Source organism: Enterococcus sp. AZ088, from assembly GCF_051714845.1.
Lineage (GTDB): Bacteria > Bacillota > Bacilli > Lactobacillales > Enterococcaceae > Enterococcus > Enterococcus faecalis.
Genome location: NZ_JBIOSQ010000001.1, coordinates 507,306 through 522,675, shown reverse-complemented (window position 1 = coordinate 522,675; position 15,370 = coordinate 507,306). Strand labels below are relative to the sequence as shown.

Sequence of the window (15,370 nt, the reverse complement as noted above, 5' to 3'; positions counted from 1 at the left end):
ACGGCCCTTAAACATTCCATAAAATTTTATAAAATTTATTACAACTATCAAAAGTATCAAATACTTATATATCAACGCTACCGATCTCCACAAAAATCATCAATAAAATTCCGGTTCTTGAGACGGGGGTTCGATTCCCTCAGGGCGCGTTATTTAAATATGTTGATTTATCAACGTTTCTGGACACTCTTTATTCATCTAAAGAGTGTTTTTTTCTTGTTTAGGAATGATTTTTCTATCCGTAGTTTTTTCAAATGTTGCTTGTGGCAAGCTCAATCGCACTTAACGCGACAACATTTGTTCTGCTTCAGCTAAAAATCCAATAAGGCTAAAATTCCTCCGTTCCTATTGTAACGCATAACGTTTCCTTTTTCTATCTGCTAAACAAAGTATTACGACAAGTAAACACCTGCTTCTCTCTTAAAGATCCCTTTCTGATTATATAGTAAATTGCTTTTAATTTGTTAATTATTTTACCTAAAACTTAATACCCTAATTAAATAAAGAACCTGGGGCAAAAATCACTTTGGATTTTTGTCCCAGGCTTAAAACCTGATAATTGGCGGGAACAGAACCGTTCAGCTCCGACCTCTAAAATACTTAATTAGAAATATGCTACCCGCAATCACACCAATTATGATTACTAGCCAAAATAATCCACTTACAAGTAACAGCTCAGTTAAGGTCGTCTTCAGATTCTCCTCCTTTAAATGGCATCTGCTTTGTTTTGCTATGTAATTAATGACGAAATCAGACAACAGCTATCAAAAAAACGGACCAACACGTGGTCCGTTTTCATTCATTATTAAGCTTTTACGATGTTCGTTGCTTGTAAGCCGCGTGGACCTTCTTCAGTATCAAAAGTTACTGCTTGGCCTTCGTCTAAAGTTTTAAATCCATCTGATTGAATAGCTGAAAAATGTGCAAATACATCATTGCCATCTTCACCTGTAATAAATCCAAAACCTTTGTCTGCGTTAAACCATTTTACTGTACCGTTGTTCATATATATTTCCTCCTAGTGCATAAAAATATGCAAGTTATTGCAAAAAATGTTGAGTGGCAAAAGGAGAAGTATAGTTTTTAAATATATAACTCAAATTACTTATCAAAATTGATTACTTAATTACTATAACATATTTATTAGAAATAAACAATGCCCACGACTTTTCCTTGGACTTTCTAAAATAATCAAAGATGCGCTTGACAAAGCCCTAGCAAAAAACACTCCTATTCTTTCTATTTCCAGTTAGTTTTGTTTAACTTTAAATAATCGCTACGCGCCAAATAATCAAATAGCGGAGCTAATCCTGGTGAAAAATTTACTTCCTCAAACCGCTTAATAAATTGTACGCCTTTAATTTTATTTGGTTCGTTCAGCGTAACTTTTCCTTGGGCTTGTTTGGCAAAATAAAAATGTCCTTGCCAAACGATTGAATCAAAAACGAGTGGTCCAGTAAAAATTTCTTCAAGTTCAGTAATTTCCACTGCTAACTCTTCTTTCATTTCACGAATCGCACATTCCAGCGCTGATTCACCAAGTTCTTGTTTTCCACCAGGGAAATTCCAAGTGTCTGGCCGATCTTTTAAAATAAGAATTTCATCTGATTGATTTTTAAGAAGTACTCGCGAAAATTCTTTTTTCATTTCGTTTAACCCTCTTCTTCATTTTTTATTGAGAAGCCACACTTGGTAGCATAAAAATATAATGCAAAATACGATCCGCATACGATGGATTTTTTTCAAAGTCATTGACTTCTTCATTGACTAACTCCAAATCATCGGTAATCACTCCAGCAACGTCCATAAAGAGCATTTTACTTAATACCTCTGAGTCATTAACTGTCCAAGCATAAACTGCTTTTTTCTGTTGGTCAGCTTTTAAAATGAAGGTATCGTTCAACGTGGTAGCTTCCATTGTATACAAATCAGCTTGTGTTTCTGGAAAAGTGAAATTATAGGGCAAAATAAAACTAACTTTTACTTTTGATTTGGCTTTTTTAAACGCTTTGATCACATTGTAGTCGAGAGATTGAACCTGATGGTTATTCTTTATCAAAGGACGTTCATATTTTTCAATAAAGTTAGATAGCGCACCTTGACTATCTTGTTTAGACGTTTTAATTTCTACTAGTAATTTTTGTTTGGCTTGGTTTGCTTTCGCTAAATAATCATCAAAACTGGCAATTGGTGCTTCTTGGCCATTTTCTTTAACGGTCATTTTTGTTAATTCAGCCAACGTAAATTCTTGTGGCGTGCCATCGACGCCGGCGAGTTCTTGAAGGTTTGCATCATGCATCACAACAAATTGATGGTCTTTGGTTTCTTGAACATCAATTTCAATATAATCTGGTTTAAATTTAATGGTTCTTTCCATAGCAGGAATAGTATTTTGCACGCCATTACTATTGGTGACCCCTCGATGCGAAATAATCAAAGGTTTTGATTCTAATAGCCCTGTTAAGTAAACAGCGTTGGAAATTATATAGCCGCCAAAAATGGTGAATAGTCCTAGGCCCATTCCGATAGTCACTAATTTATTACGTTTCGTTTCTTTGTCAAAGGCAACTTTTGTCGTCGTTTCTGCTTGAACATTTAATTGTGTATATAAGAAATTAATCAGTAATACTGAAAGCCAAGCATTAGAGACAAACTGTAAAAATTGGACAACCGTTAAATTTAAAATCCCACCTAGCAAACTAAAGGTATCGCTCAAGGTATCTAACTTCAACTGTAGAAGATAAAGTAACACATAAATAACATACGTTGAAACAAATACCGCGATCGTCACAAATGCAATATTACGAATAATGAACCATAATCGTTTGTTTGTCATTGACCAACTAGCCTTAACTGCCTCGCCCGCTTTTTTTCTCTCCAAAATCATTAATGGAAGCGTGTAAATGAAACGAATAGCTAAATACCAGACTAATAACCCAAAGGCCAGTAACCCAACCAAGTAAGGAATTCGTTGGGACAAAAATTCAACAATAAAATCTGGAATCACAAATTTCGTCAATAGATTACTTTGGAAAATCAGGTTACCAAAAGGGACAATGACAACAAAATAACCGAAAAAGAATAACCACGAACGGGCACCTTGCTTTTTAAGAACCTTAAAAGATGCCTTGGTAACTCCTTTAAAATGAAAACGATGGTCTTGCCGTATTTGAAAAATCCCTAATAATAAAAAGGTAAACTGATAAAAAACTGCACCTAAAAAAAGTAACAACAAGAGAATTAATAACACCAGAGCAAGCGGCTTTTCTAACAGTAAATTCAGGTTATTAAACGAAAGATAAGGAATACCTTGAGTTTTTAGTGCGTTGGAAGTAGCCCAACTAAAAGCTCCACCCACCAATAATAATAAGACATTTAAAGTAAAAAATAACCATAAGTACTGCAAGATGTCTTTAAAAAATTGCCTTGTTCCATTTTTAAATGTTTGCCAAGCAGACATACAAACTCCTCCATTCTAAAAGTATCTGATTAAAGTTCTTCCATACGAATCCTAAATAAAACAACGGCAATCCAAATTGAAATAAATGATGGCAAAATAACAATAATGATTGCGACTGGCTCATCAATAGTCCCTTGTAACATATTTTTTACTTCTGAAGAAACAATAAACTGATCAAAAATCACTTGATAAATAGTAACATAAATCAATACCCATTGAATATAATATTCAATTATTTTCATTAAAGCGATGGATAAAACAATTTTTTTCGTCGTTAAATTCAATAAAAAATATAACAAAAGACTCGTACTGATGATAACGACTATCCCTAAAAGAAATAACGACTCTAACCGCTGCCCTATTACGTTTGCAACGCCTATTGTTAATAATAAATACATAGCTACCGAAATTAAGATGCTCACACTTAGCATAACAGAAAACAAAAGTAATGCCTTAAGAAAAAGCCACTTATCAACTCTTTTATTTCCAATCAATAAACCTAAAAGAATCACCGACAAAAGTAAAATCAATTCAATCATTCGTTCCTCCTTCCAAAACAAATGAAAACAAATTCATATGTTCGCGTTTATTTTATCAAACCAAAATGGATTTGTAAAACATTTCACATGTTATTTAATAAACGACTATTACTAGAAAAAAGACAAGACAAGTTTCCTTTATTTAGGAAACTTGTCTTGTCTTTTTATTCTTTTTACTTCGTTATTTTTTGATAGTTTGCGAATAATTGATTCGCATCTCCTTCTCCATCAATTTTCTTGAGATGGCCGTTATCTATTTTAAACATAGATGGCACATGTAAAACTTTATTTTCTCGGATAAATGTTGACCATTCCTTCATGGTCTCTTTGTTGGTTAATTCTACATAGTAAACCTGTTTAGGTGCTTGTAATAGTTTCTCGAAATCCTGACAATCTGAACAGTTTTTCTTTTTTAAAACAACATAAAATGTTTCGCCAGAGTGTTTTTTTTCTTGATACTCATTGAAACTTAATTCCTTTTTATGCGGAATAAATGTAAAACCTACCAACAAACTAAGTAACAAAATTAACAGACTGAACGAAATTTTTTTATTCATGTTTTTTCTTCCTTTTTAGTTTGTCTAATTTTTTCTTTTTTTATTTTTTGTTATACCAAAGCTAATAGCCACTATAAGGATAATTAAACCTGCGATCATGTAAAGTGGATTTACTGTTGTATTAGTCATTGGTAAATGAATTCCTTTACTTGCTGATTTCCCAAAATTGACTGGGTTCGTTGGTGCTTGATGATTTGTAGGCGTCAACGGTTTTTTCGGTTTTAGCGGTTGTTTAGGTTCAGGTTTTTTTGGGTCTTCTGGCGTTGGTGCAGGCGGTGTTACGGTTGGCTTGTTGGAATGCAACACGTCACCTTCATTGCCAAAGTTTAAGTCGGCTTGGTTGGGAATCCCGCCTTGTTCAATATAAGCCGCTAATTCTTTGGCCGTTGCGTCAGTTTTAATTTTGGTTGTAATGGTCATGGTATAGGTATGTCCAGCTAAGTAGGAGTAGCTGTCATCTTTTTTGTTCATAGTAAAGGTTACTTTGTTATTTTCTTGTGTTACTGTGCCGTTAGCTGTAACATCTTTGCCATTTTCATCTGTGACTTTCACGTCTGTGATGTCTAACACTTTATTAATGTCATCCACCATGCTGGCTTGGGTCCACGTGCTTGTTTCGTTACCGAAAGCTGTTTTGACATTCCATTTAAATTCTTGGTCACGATTAGTTAAGTCTAAATGTTCTTGGCCTTCGATATCTTTTGTAATCGTTGGATCTTCTGGTGTTGGTGCAGGCGGTGTTACAGTTGGTTTGTTGGAATGTAACACGTCACCTTCGTTGCCAAAGTTTAAGTCCGCTTGGTTAGGAATCCCGCCTTGTTCAATATAAGGCGCTAATTCTTCATCGGTTGCGCCGTCTTTAATTTTAGTGGTAATAGTCATTGTGTACGTATGTCCAGCTAAGTATGAGTAGCTGTCTGCTTGTTTGTTCATTTCAAAAGTTACTTTGTTATTTTCTTGTGTTACTGTGCCATTGGCTGTAACATCTTTACCATTTTCATCTGTGACTTTCACGTCTGTGATGTCTAACACTTTATTAATGTCATCCACCATGCTGGCTTGGGTCCAAGTGCTTGTTTCGTTACCGAAAGCTGTTTTGACGTTCCATTTAAATTCTTGATCGCGGTTGATTAAATCTAAATGTTCTTGGCCTTCGATATCTTTTGTAATCGTTGGATCTTCTGGCGTTGGTGCAGGCGGTGTTACGGTTGGCTTGTTGGAATGCAACACGTCACCTTCATTGCCAAAGTTTAAGTCCGCTTGGTTAGGAATCCCGCCTTGTTCAATATAAGGCGCTAATTCTTCGTCCGTTGCATCAGCTTTAATTTTAGTGGTGATAGTCATTGTGTACGTATGTCCAGCTAAGTATGAGTAGCTGTCATCTTTTTTATTCATTTCAAAAGTTACTTTGTTATTTTCTTGTGTTACTTTGCCATTAGCTGTAACATCTTTGCCATTTTCATCAGTAACTTTCACGTCTGTGATGTCTAATAATTGGTTAATATCATCCACCATGCTGGCTTGGGTCCACGTGCTGGTTTCGTTGCCAAAGGCTGTTTTGACATTCCATTTAAATTCTTGGTCGCGGTTGGTTAAATCTAAATGCTCTTGACCTTCGATATCTTTTGTAATCGTTGGATCTTCTGGCGTTGGTGCAGGCGGTGTCACTGTTGGTTTATTGGAATGTAACACGTCACCTTCGTTGCCAAAGTTTAAGTCGGCTTGGTTGGGAATCCCGCCTTGTTCAATATAAGGCGCTAATTCTTCGTCCGTTGCGTCAGCTTTAATTTTAGTGGTAATAGTCATTGTGTACGTATGACCGCTTAAATAGTCATAGCTGTCTGCTTGTTTGTTCATTTCAAAAGTTACTTTGTTATTTTCTTGTGTTACTGTGCCGTTGGCTGTAACATCTTTACCATTTTCATCAGTAACTTTCACGTCTGTAATGTCTAACACTTTATTAATGTCATCTACCAGGCTGGCTTGGGTCCACGTGCTTGTTTCGTTGCCAAAGGCTGTTTTGACATTCCATTTAAATTCTTGATCGCGGTTGGTTAAATCTAAGTGATCTTGACCTTCTACGTCTTTAGTAATATTTGGATCTACTGGCGGCGGTGTTACAGTTGGTTTGTTGGAATGCAACACGTCCCCTTCGTTACCAAAGTTTAAGTCGGCTTGGTTGGGAATGCCACCTTGTTCAATATAAGGTGCTAATTCTTCGTCCGTTGCATCAGCTTTGATTTTAGTAGTAATGGTCATTGTGTACGTATGACCACTTAAATAGTCATAGCTGTCTGCTTGTTTGTTCATTTCAAAAGTTACTTTGTTATTTTCTTGTGTTACTGTGCCGTTAGCTGTAACATCTTTACCATTTTCATCTGTGACAACGACTGTTTGGATATCTAATAATTGGTTAATATCATCTACTAAACTGGCTTGTTGCCAAGTGCTTGTTTCGTTACCAAAGGCTGTTTTGACGTTCCATTTGAATGCTTGGTCACGATTAGTTAAGTCTAAATGTTCTTGGCCTTCGATATCTTTTGTAATCGTTGGATCTTCTGGCGTCACGTCACACGCATGCGCATTGTCATTTTTAGGAATCGTCGCTTCTGGAAATTCCTTAGCAATTGTTCCTTGATTCATTGTCCCACTACTTACAAGGGTTGCTGCATCAATCGCTGTATTTTCTTTGACTTCGTAGTGAATCGTGATGTTTCCTACGTAACCTTCTGTACTAGTTGCTGAAATGGTTTGTCCGTTAATTTGAACAGGCACATCATTTCCAGCATCGTCCGTAGCGGTCGCCGATTGAATGTCAAATTGATTGGCAATCGTTAATGAAGCTGTTGCTGGTGTCGATTGCGCCAGACGATCTTTGACAATTTGTTTTAATTGGGTTGTAAAATCATCAATAGATTGGCTTGTAATAAAATCTTCTGGTGTGCTAGATCCTTGTTGCAACTCTTGTTTTACAAAAGGACCCACTTCTGTTTTATATTTATCAAAATATGAATTTACTGAACTTAAAGATTCAACACTTTCCCAATACGCATTAATCATTTCATAGCCTTGGTTAGTAATTTCTTGGTTTAACGCTAAAACTTCTGCTGCTGCACCTTGATAGTCATTACTATACTCAACAGAAACTTGAAAAGGATGTCTTGGATCTGGATATTCATTGATTGAATCATTGGTGTTGGTTTTATGCAAGTAACCATCTAAACGTGTATTAGCGACCCCATCTGTCACTAATAAGAAATATGTTTTTCGATTCGTTAAATCTCCGTGTGTTTGATTGTACGTATCTAAAGCAAGTTTCAATCCTGAGGCAGTTGGTGTACCACCATACGTCCGAACATCTCCAAAGCCAGAAACAAATTGGCTTTTATCATGGGTTAATTGAGTATCAACACGCACATTCATATCATAATCAGCTGAATTAATTTTTACTTTTCCATCAGGAAATATAAATTGTTTTCCGCCACGATACGAAGCCAGCATCACGCGGTCTTGATCAGATAAACCTTGAACCACTTCATCAATCGCTTGTCTTACATGTGGAAAATTATCTGAAAAACTACCACTGGCATCTTCAACAACCACTAAATCAACCGGTTCCGTTTCACCCGCTTGAACTGGGAAAGTAGCTTGTCCCTCCAATATCCGTTTACAATCAGCTAGACTGTCGTCTTTCACTTTCACCGTATTGGTCATTCCTTCTGTATCTCCTGCTTTAACCACTCCTTCGGCTAAAGCCATTGTGGGACTGAAATTTCCCACAACTGTTCCAGCGACAATCACCATTGTCGATAATAATTTCGTTGCTTTCTTAAACATTTTAATCCTCCCTATTTTCTTTCGCTAGTGTTTGGGACACTTGCTTCTCTTTACTTCAACTACAGCTCCTTAAATCTTTCATCAAGTCGATGTGTCCCCTTGTTTTTGTGACACATCTCTTACTCAATTTCTGATTCTATCACCTTTATAGGCTAAAACTTGGCAGTATTCGGCTCTTGAAAACGTAAAATTTGTCTTTTAAAAATTAATGAAAAGACTATCCACTGACAAAGTTGGTTTTCACTTACTTTTTGACACCTGATTCCTTTTAAAAGTCTTTTTTTACACAAAAAAAGTAAAAGAACCTTTACAGTCCTTTTACTTAATTGTTAGATGCTATTCATAATTTTCTTAGTTTTGTTCTATAAGCTAAATAGTTTAGCCCGTTTATTTCAACAATATTTGACGTTAGTCAGCCGTTTCGTTATAGTTAAAGAAAAGGCTTTTTGGTAGGAGTGAATACGATGAATGAGTGGCCCCATCAGTTAATGACGCTTTTAACCCCACTTTTTGAGCTATGTATTTTAGGACTGAATGTTTTTTCGATTATTGTTTTAGTTTGGGGTGTTTGTTTAGCAGGAAAAGACTTCATTAAAAGTGAACGACAAAATCAAAGCCGCTTTACCTTAACCAAAATGAATACGTTCATCAAAAACTTCCTTGGCAGCTACATTTTGTTAAGTTTAGAAATTTTAATTGCAGCTGATATTATTGAATCTATTGTCAAACCAACTTTTCAAGATATTTTGAAATTGGCAACCTTGGTGATCATCCGTACAGTTATTTCTTATTTCTTACATAAAGAAATTGAAGACACTATGACCGATATGGAACAACAAGAAAAAGAACCAGATACCCAAAAAAATTAGTGGGTACGCTGGTTCTTTTTTATTTAATCGCTTTAAAATAATGAAGTGGTTCGTTAGACAAACGCTGCATTTTACGTTTTTTATCTTCAATAATTGCTAGAATCTCGTCTGAAAAATTTTCTAAAATAACACGGCCGCCTTTATAGGTGTGTCCACCCATTTCAGCAACTTCGCTGGCCGTCAAAATGACTTTACGATGCGCAATTTTTTTGAAAAATTCTTCAATTAAGTACGTCGGTAAGTAAAAATTATTTTGAGCAGAAAATGATTCCAAATAAATAAAATCATCGATGCTAATGAAACAATCATCCATCGATAAGTATTCAATTGATCTGTCTATATATAATTCACGCTTTTGTAAAATTTCTTTGACTTTTTTATTTAATAAATTCAATGATTCAATTTCTTTAACCAAATGTTCTAGTTCACGATAACGTACTTCTTTTCGCTCTTTGTAAGATGAATGTAAGGCGGCACTTGCTGTGACTATTAGCGCACCGACGATTACACCGACCATTCCGGCGATAAAAACAAACATATTTTTCCCCTCGCTCTTTTCTAATTTTCCATTTTAGTATAACATAATCCAAAAGTTTCGGATAAAAAATGACACAAAATTTTTCAAGCGACTTCGTTGACCTTTATTGACCAAAGAGGTATACTTTTCATAGGCATTCAAAGTGCTTTGTGATAGAATGACTTTAAAAGTTTCTTTATATAGGAGGATTTACTTATGAATTTAATTCCAACAGTTATTGAACAATCATCTCGCGGTGAACGTGCTTATGACATTTACTCTCGTTTATTAAAAGACCGCATCATTATGCTAAGCGGCCCTATCGATGATAACGTGGCAAACTCAGTGATTGCACAGTTATTATTCTTAGATGCCCAAGATTCAGAAAAAGACATTTACTTGTACATTAACTCTCCTGGTGGCAGCGTTTCTGCAGGTTTAGCGATTTTCGATACCATGAATTTCGTTAAAGCGGATGTCCAAACGATTGTATTAGGAATGGCGGCTTCAATGGGTAGCTTCTTATTAACAGCTGGTCAAAAAGGCAAACGTTTCGCTTTACCAAATGCGGAAATCATGATTCACCAACCACTTGGTGGCGCTCAAGGGCAAGCAACAGAAATTGAAATTGCTGCTCGTCACATTTTAGATACTCGTCAACGTTTAAATTCAATTTTAGCTGAACGAACTGGCCAACCAATTGAAGTGATTGAACGTGATACCGATCGTGATAACTATATGACTGCCGAACAAGCAAAAGAATATGGTTTAATCGATGAAGTAATGGAAAATAGTAGCGCCTTAAATTAAAAATAAAAAAAATGGAAACAGCGACGGTCGCTGTTTCCATTTTTTTATTTTTCAATGTATCCTCGTAATTCTTCTTCAGTGACACTTTCGTCAAAGATATGCTCACCAATGATGATCGTTGGTACAAATTGAATGTGCGCCGCATTGGCTTCAGCAATCACGGCGGAAACAAGCGTTGCATCTGTTTGTTCTTTTAAGCCCAGATTTTTTTCAGCATACGTCGCTACTTCTTCTAAGGTTAAGTTTCCCCATTCATCTTGCGTAGCAAACATTTTATGCAATGCTGACAGTGCTTGTTCAGGCGCTGAATAGTCAATGTAGTGATGCATCACATTGCCGCGTTGTAAACTTTCTTTTTCTTTATCAAACAGCTTAATGATACGTTCAACTTTACCACTTTTGACAAATTGTGCTAACAGTTCCTCAGACTCTTCAAACCATTTTCTGCAATAAGGACAGCGAACATTAATAAATTCTATCATTTTGACAGGGGCATTGCGCTCACCAATATGAAGCCCTGTTTCTGTGTTAACTTTTGTTGCATCAATTACTGAAATATCCATAAAAAACCTCATCCTTTCAAACCTTTATTTCTCTTTTAGTATACCGTTTTTCAATAAAAAAATCATAAGACACGAATTCAAATTTTCTGAATTCGTGCCTCTGTTCACTTTTTTAACGATTAATCGAACGAGCCATTCTAGCAACAGTATGTCTTTTCCCACGTATCGCATCAGAAAGCTCTTTAATATTTTCAATACCAACTAAGCCCATATTGGCATCGCCAATATGTTGAATATCTACGCCTAAAATTTTATTTCTAATGCCGATTGCTTGGATAACTTCAGGTTGAGCACTTTCTTGTGAAGTTCCAATGGCACTCATAACTAATTTTCCTTTTGAATGTGCAAAATCCACAACTTCTTTGACTTGTTGATCATCAATGCCCCAAACCGTGCCGACTGCTGGTACTAAGACAATATCAGCGCCCGCTTCAATAAATTGTTCAGCTGATTTTAAACTGACCACTGGTTCATCTACGCCTGAACTGTGCATTTTTCCGGCAATAATGATACCGTCAAAATGTTTTTTGGCTAAGGCCACGTTCTTAGCAATCAAGTCGTTGGTCACGCCAGTTCCTGGATTACCTGTCAATAAGATAAAATCCAAACCCAGTTCATTGGCTTTTTTGAAAGTAGCTGCTGATGCTTTTCTACCTGGTTCAATCGAAACTCTCGTTGAAGCTAAGTCTAAATTTTCATCAACAGGTTCGACATTCATGCCAATCGGTAAACCGACTAGTTCTTTCAAACGATGAACAACCTCATCATTAGGGACACATGTTTCCGCAGTATATTGCCCTTCATAAGCGGCTACTACAATCGGTTGATTAACATCGAAAACATTCAATAAAATCATGTCTGCTCCATATGCTTTTGACATTTCCGCACAAGTGATATCACCTGCTACGGATGGATGAACTACCACATTTTCCGATAAAATTACGCGCCCTTCGCTCGCTTTAATACTCTGAAACAGCTCTTCTTTTGACATCCGTTTGATTTCTGATGCATTTGCACTAATTAATCGTTGAACCATTTTGACCCCTCCAATAGTTTTTAATGTTTTAGTTAAAAACAGCAATAAGTAATCGCTTGCATTTTATTACATGCAACATTCGTGCCAACGTCCTTTCTTTAAACCACAGGTCAACACTACATTTCAGTGCTACACACTTTTTGCACACTTTAATTTTTTTTACACGCTTAAAGAAAAAGTGAAGGATAGCACTTCAAACGGAAATGTTATTCTTCACTTCTGGAGCAGAAAATTTACGCACTTTTTTCTCGTAATTTTTCTGCAAATTCATTAATTTTGCGAATACGATGATTAATACCTGACTTAGAAATAGCTCCTGAAGGAATCATTTCCCCTAGTTCTTTGAGACTAACTTCCGGATACTCTAACCGTAATTCTGCGATTTCCTGAAGTTTCTCCGGTAATGACGTCAGCCCTACTGTACTTTCAATAAATTGAATATTTTCAATTTGTTTTGAAGCCGCATCAATAGTTTTATTTAAATTCGCTGTTTCGCAATTCACTAAACGATTTACTGAATTCCGCATATCACGGACAATCCGGACATCTTCAAATTTCAACATAGAGTTCGTGGCACCAATTAACGTTAAAAAGTCGGCAATTTTTTCAGCACCTTTTAAATAACAAATATATCCATTTCGGCGTCCCAATGTTCGAGCGTTTAAGTCATAGTAATTCAACATCTTACAAATATCATTATTGTGTTCTTCATAAATTGAAAAAATTTCTAAATGATAGCGACTTGTTTCCGGATTATTAACTGAGCCAGAAGCCATAAAGGCCCCGCGTAAATAGGAACGCATTTTTTGCGCGTTACCCATGATTTCATTTGACACATTGCCATTAAAAACGACCCCATCCATAATATCCAAATCAGCTAGAATTTTTTGTGTATCTTGTTTTAGACGCACAATGTAAACATTATTTTTCTTTAGTTTCATTTTTTTACGAACTAATAATTCTGCTTGTGCATGGTAATGATCTTTCAGCAATGAATACATTCGACGAGCAATTGCAGCATTTTCCGTTTGTACATTCAAGACAAACTGTTGATTAACTAAGCTAAGTGAGCCGTTCATCCGAATTAATGCTGCTAATTCTGCTTTCGCGTGTTCTCGATGGACTTCTAAACCAGTTAACTCTTTTTTGACATCCGAGGCAAAAGACATCTAAGCTCCTCCTCTCTTGATTCTTTTGATTAATTAATATTTCGTTCCAAATACGATACGGAAAAGTTCTTCAACAACTTTTTCCCCATCATGAAAAACTCCGCCATCTCTTAATTCTAAAAAGTCTGTCGAAATAACTCGGCATCCTTCTTCACGTAATCCTTGAAAATCATGCTTTACTTGAACTAAATATTCATCATAAATTTCAGGATCCATGTAATTTTCTGGTACTTTTTCTGTGTTAACCAGCACTGTATCAACAAACTGCGCTTGTAGATGTTCGTTTAAGACACGAACATGATCGGCATCCGTAAAATGTTCCGTTTCCCCTTTTTGGGTCATGATGTTACAAATATAGACTACTTCGGCTGCCGTTTGTTTGATGGCTTCCCCAATTTCTGTAATAACTAAATTAGGCAAAATACTTGTAAAAAGACTCCCCGGTCCTAACACGACCATGTCTGCTTCTTCAATTGCTTTGACGACTTTACGCGCAGCTCTTGGCTGTTCTTCTCCGTGTGTATTTGTTACAAACACATGGTCAATCGTCTTGCGATCCAGTGCAATTTTTGATTCTCCCACCGCCACTGAGCCATCCTTAAATACGGCATGTAACGTTAATGGCCGTTCTGATGATGGATAAATCCGTCCATCAACATGCATCATTTTTGAAAGCAATTGAATCGCTTCATACGTACTTCCTCTCATTTCTGAGACAGCAGCAATGATTAAATTACCGATTGCATGATTGGCAAAATGACTATCTGATTTATCAAAACGATATTGAAAAATATCTTCATATAATTGTGGCATATCTGACAGTGCCACTAAAACATTTCTTAAATCTCCCGGAGGTGTCATGTTATTAATAGAGGAACGAAGCTCGCCACTACTACCGCCATCATCAGCGACCGTTACGACGGCAGTAATATCAACACTTTGATTTCTTAAACTTTTTAAAATTACTGGCAAGCCTGTTCCACCACCAACAACCACAATCTTCGGTTTACGAATTCGATAGGTTTTCATTAAGAGCGATTAACCGTTTCTTTTCTTTTTAAGCGGTCGCGGTGGGTAATATTTACATGGTAATCTTCCTCTTTTAATTCAGCGCCAACACGTTCTGTCAATGCAACAGAGCGATGTTGTCCGCCAGTACAGCCAATTGCAATGGTGACGCTACTTTTACCTTCTTTTTTATATCCAGGTAAGACTGTTCGCAGTAAATCGATAAATTTTGTATAAAATTCATCTGTTTCTGGGAAGCCCATCACATAATCATAAACAGGTTGATCCATTCCAGTTAACGGCCGTAGTTCATCAATATAATGGGGATTAGGTAAAAAGCGAACATCCATGACGATATCTGCATCAATCGGCAAGCCATATTTAAAGCCGAAGGACACCATTTCCACTCGAAATTCGTGTGTCTCTCTCGTTGCTAGTTCTTTATTCAAACGTTCCCGCAATTGACGAGGGGACAAGTCCGTGGTATCAATAACCAACTGAGCATCCGCCTTGATTTCTTCCAGCATTGCACGTTCTTTACGAATACCTTCTGTCACTAAACCATCCATCGCCATTGGATGCGCACGCCGTGTCTCTTTATAACGAGAAACCAACTCTTCATCGGTGGCATCTAAAAATAAAATCGTTGTATCAATAAAATTAGTATTTTCAAGTTCGACTAACATATCCTGAATTTCTCTAAAGAAGGTCCGTGAACGTAAATCAATCACTAACGCAATCTTGGTAACTTTTCCAGATTCTTTAATTAATTCCCAAAATTTTGGGATTAAGCTTGGTGGTAAATTGTCGATACAGAAATAGCCCATGTCTTCAAAGCTTTGAACAGCGACTGTTTTTCCAGCGCCACTCATTCCTGTAATAATAACCAGTTGTAAATTTTCTGGCATATTCAACACTCCCTTCACTTGCATCACTATATTATAACACCCCGGGCGTATCAAAGAAAGCTTTTCAATCATTCTTATAAAGATTTCTATTCTTTCA

General features: G+C 36.4%; 14 protein-coding genes. 2 read left to right on the top strand and 12 right to left on the bottom strand.

All coding sequences use genetic code 11. The features are described 5' to 3' along the window. Positions 1–805: 805 nt before the first annotated feature. The 6 genes from IGL17_RS02560 to IGL17_RS02535 form a co-directional block, all read right to left on the bottom strand. Entirely contained in the window at positions 806–1,006 is a 201-nt protein-coding gene (locus tag IGL17_RS02560; protein WP_002355647.1) for a cold-shock protein, read from the bottom strand. 233 nt (positions 1,007–1,239) lie between these two features. Beyond that, the gene (locus IGL17_RS02555; RefSeq protein WP_002361287.1) at positions 1,240–1,647 is read right to left on the bottom strand and encodes an NUDIX hydrolase; all 408 of its coding nucleotides are present in this window, start codon (positions 1,645–1,647) and stop codon (positions 1,240–1,242) included. A 25-nt stretch (positions 1,648–1,672) separates the two neighbouring features. After that, on the bottom strand, positions 1,673–3,460 hold the full coding sequence (locus IGL17_RS02550; protein ID WP_016618208.1) for a glycerophosphoryl diester phosphodiesterase membrane domain-containing protein: 1,788 nt from the start codon (positions 3,458–3,460) through the stop codon (positions 1,673–1,675). 29 nt (positions 3,461–3,489) lie between these two features. After that, positions 3,490–3,999, bottom strand: a complete 510-nt coding sequence (locus IGL17_RS02545; RefSeq protein WP_016618209.1) for an SA1002 family membrane protein — start codon at positions 3,997–3,999, stop codon at positions 3,490–3,492. A 173-nt stretch (positions 4,000–4,172) separates the two neighbouring features. Then, positions 4,173–4,556, bottom strand: a complete 384-nt coding sequence (locus tag IGL17_RS02540) for a bacteriocin (protein ID WP_002358745.1) — start codon at positions 4,554–4,556, stop codon at positions 4,173–4,175. 24 nt (positions 4,557–4,580) lie between these two features. Further along, complete coding sequence (locus IGL17_RS02535) at positions 4,581–8,393, bottom strand: isopeptide-forming domain-containing fimbrial protein (protein ID WP_438759928.1); 3,813 nt, start codon at positions 8,391–8,393, stop codon at positions 4,581–4,583. A gap of 464 nt (positions 8,394–8,857) precedes the next feature. On the opposite strand from IGL17_RS02535, the gene IGL17_RS02530 reads away from it, so the two are divergent. After that, positions 8,858–9,262 (top strand): DUF1622 domain-containing protein, encoded by a 405-nt coding sequence (locus IGL17_RS02530; RefSeq protein ID WP_002386155.1) that lies wholly within the window; start codon positions 8,858–8,860, stop codon positions 9,260–9,262. A gap of 19 nt (positions 9,263–9,281) precedes the next feature. On the opposite strand, the gene IGL17_RS02525 is transcribed toward IGL17_RS02530, so the two are convergent. Continuing rightward, a complete protein-coding gene (locus tag IGL17_RS02525) occupies positions 9,282–9,800 on the bottom strand; it encodes a hypothetical protein (RefSeq protein ID WP_002355635.1) in 519 nt (172 codons plus the stop codon). A gap of 195 nt (positions 9,801–9,995) precedes the next feature. Here IGL17_RS02525 and clpP point away from each other — a divergent pair, with 195 nt between their 5' ends. Then, positions 9,996–10,589 carry an ATP-dependent Clp endopeptidase proteolytic subunit ClpP gene (gene clpP, locus IGL17_RS02520; RefSeq protein ID WP_002355633.1) on the top strand — a complete coding sequence of 198 codons (594 nt, stop codon included), beginning with the start codon at positions 9,996–9,998 and terminating at the stop codon, positions 10,587–10,589. A gap of 44 nt (positions 10,590–10,633) precedes the next feature. Here the strand turns inward: clpP and IGL17_RS02515 are convergent, their stop codons facing one another. The 5 genes from IGL17_RS02515 to rapZ all read right to left on the bottom strand — a co-directional run bounded on the left by IGL17_RS02515 (position 10,634) and on the right by rapZ (position 15,273). After that, positions 10,634–11,152: a DsbA family protein gene (locus IGL17_RS02515; RefSeq protein ID WP_010775633.1), complete on the bottom strand. Its 519-nt coding sequence runs from the start codon at positions 11,150–11,152 to the stop codon at positions 10,634–10,636. Between the two features lie 112 nt (positions 11,153–11,264). Further along, positions 11,265–12,188 carry a DUF7916 family protein gene (locus tag IGL17_RS02510; protein WP_002358737.1) on the bottom strand — a complete coding sequence of 308 codons (924 nt, stop codon included), beginning with the start codon at positions 12,186–12,188 and terminating at the stop codon, positions 11,265–11,267. A 233-nt stretch (positions 12,189–12,421) separates the two neighbouring features. Beyond that, complete coding sequence (gene whiA, locus IGL17_RS02505) at positions 12,422–13,357, bottom strand: DNA-binding protein WhiA (protein ID WP_002358736.1); 936 nt, start codon at positions 13,355–13,357, stop codon at positions 12,422–12,424. A 33-nt stretch (positions 13,358–13,390) separates the two neighbouring features. After that, complete coding sequence (locus IGL17_RS02500) at positions 13,391–14,386, bottom strand: gluconeogenesis factor YvcK family protein (protein ID WP_002355627.1); 996 nt, start codon at positions 14,384–14,386, stop codon at positions 13,391–13,393. Beyond that, positions 14,386–15,273 (bottom strand): RNase adapter RapZ, encoded by an 888-nt coding sequence (rapZ, locus tag IGL17_RS02495; RefSeq protein WP_002355625.1) that lies wholly within the window; start codon positions 15,271–15,273, stop codon positions 14,386–14,388. The genes IGL17_RS02500 and rapZ overlap by 1 nt, the downstream gene beginning before the upstream one ends. Between the last annotated feature and the right edge of the window lie 97 nt (positions 15,274–15,370).

Bases quoted from the DNA above. Each gene is read 5' to 3' on its own strand.
- IGL17_RS02560 (WP_002355647.1), bottom strand. From the start codon at position 1,006: ATGAACAACGGTACAGTAAAATGGTTTAACGCAGACAAAGGTTTTGGA.
- IGL17_RS02555 (WP_002361287.1), bottom strand. From the start codon at position 1,647: ATGAAAAAAGAATTTTCGCGAGTACTTCTTAAAAATCAATCAGATGAA.
- IGL17_RS02550 (WP_016618208.1), bottom strand. From the start codon at position 3,460: ATGTCTGCTTGGCAAACATTTAAAAATGGAACAAGGCAATTTTTTAAA.
- IGL17_RS02545 (WP_016618209.1), bottom strand. From the start codon at position 3,999: ATGATTGAATTGATTTTACTTTTGTCGGTGATTCTTTTAGGTTTATTG.
- IGL17_RS02540 (WP_002358745.1), bottom strand. From the start codon at position 4,556: ATGAATAAAAAAATTTCGTTCAGTCTGTTAATTTTGTTACTTAGTTTG.
- IGL17_RS02535 (WP_438759928.1), bottom strand. From the start codon at position 8,393: ATGTTTAAGAAAGCAACGAAATTATTATCGACAATGGTGATTGTCGCT.
- IGL17_RS02530 (WP_002386155.1), top strand. From the start codon at position 8,858: ATGAATGAGTGGCCCCATCAGTTAATGACGCTTTTAACCCCACTTTTT.
- IGL17_RS02525 (WP_002355635.1), bottom strand. From the start codon at position 9,800: ATGTTTGTTTTTATCGCCGGAATGGTCGGTGTAATCGTCGGTGCGCTA.
- clpP (WP_002355633.1), top strand. From the start codon at position 9,996: ATGAATTTAATTCCAACAGTTATTGAACAATCATCTCGCGGTGAACGT.
- IGL17_RS02515 (WP_010775633.1), bottom strand. From the start codon at position 11,152: ATGGATATTTCAGTAATTGATGCAACAAAAGTTAACACAGAAACAGGG.
- IGL17_RS02510 (WP_002358737.1), bottom strand. From the start codon at position 12,188: ATGGTTCAACGATTAATTAGTGCAAATGCATCAGAAATCAAACGGATG.
- whiA (WP_002358736.1), bottom strand. From the start codon at position 13,357: ATGTCTTTTGCCTCGGATGTCAAAAAAGAGTTAACTGGTTTAGAAGTC.
- IGL17_RS02500 (WP_002355627.1), bottom strand. From the start codon at position 14,386: ATGAAAACCTATCGAATTCGTAAACCGAAGATTGTGGTTGTTGGTGGT.
- rapZ (WP_002355625.1), bottom strand. From the start codon at position 15,273: ATGCCAGAAAATTTACAACTGGTTATTATTACAGGAATGAGTGGCGCT.